Annotated in this window: 1 protein-coding gene; it reads right to left on the reverse strand. The window is 47.3% G+C overall.

Translation table 11 applies throughout. From position 1 onward, the window contains the following. Positions 1-1,149 (reverse strand): thiamine pyrophosphate-binding protein (locus B7X71_RS17400; protein WP_293601665.1); only part of this gene is annotated, 1,149 nt, incomplete at its 3' end. Positions 1,150-1,191: the final 42 nt, after the last annotated feature.

A 1,191-nucleotide genomic window follows, 5' to 3' on the forward strand; every position in this document is an offset into this window, starting at 1 on the left:
TTTGCGCCACTCGTTAATCTGCTCCCACCATGCCGCTAACTTGGCATCATTCTTACGTGGACCAGCAGCTTTAAGCTGAGCAGTCATCTCTTGCAATACTTCCTTGAGATTACCAACGATAGGTACATCCACTTTCACCCGCTTTGAAATCACGGAGGGATCGATATCAATATGAATAATCTTGCGAGGATGGCTTGCAAAGTGCGTGGTATTACCGATCACGCGGTCATCAAAACGAGCACCAATCGCAATCAACACATCGCTGTGCTGCATCGCCATATTGGCTTCGTAAGTACCGTGCATACCGAGCATACCGAGGAACTGAGGACTCGTACCAGGAAATCCACCAAGACCCATCAAGGTATTGGTTACTGGATAGCCCAGCAAATCAGCAAACTCTTTTAACTCAGGTGCAGCATCAGCCAAGATAACGCCACCACCGGTATAGATGTATGGGCGCTCTGCTTCTTGCAATAAAGAAACTGCCTTACGAATCTGCCCACTATGCCCTTTAATTACCGGGTTATAAGAGCGCATCTCCAAGGTATCTGGATAAACAAATGGCCCCTTCGCAGCGGAGACATCCTTAGGGATGTCGATCAATACTGGGCCTGGCCGACCTGTTTGGGCGATGTGAAAAGCTTTCTTAATCACTAAAGGAAGGTCTTTTACATCCTTCACTAAGAAATTATGCTTCACCACTGGGCGAGTAATACCAACGGTATCCGCTTCCTGGAAAGCATCTTCACCAATTGCATACGTAGGCACGTTGCCGCTAATGACCACCATTGGGATGGAGTCAGTGTAAGCAGTAGCAATGCCGGTAACCGCATTGGTAACACCTGGACCTGAAGTGACTAGAGCGACACCAACCTTACCGGTTGCACGCGCATAGCCATCGGCCGCATGAACTGCTGCTTGCTCATGACGAACAAGAATATGTTCAAACTTGTCCTGCTTAAAGATTTCATCGTAGATGAAGAGAACTGAACCGCCTGGGTAACCCCAAACATATTCAACACCCTCTTTGTGCAATGCCTTCACCAACATCTCGGCGCCAATCATTTCAGGCGCATTCGCTGTGGAATTTGGGTTTGCTGTGTCTTGGTTAGCTTTAGAAGCTAAAAATTCGGCGCTGCTTGTATTCATTTTCTTTCGTCCTTTGCAATTTTCGGCAAAAAATTGTTTGGT

It is taken from the genome of Polynucleobacter sp. 39-46-10 (assembly GCF_002282275.1).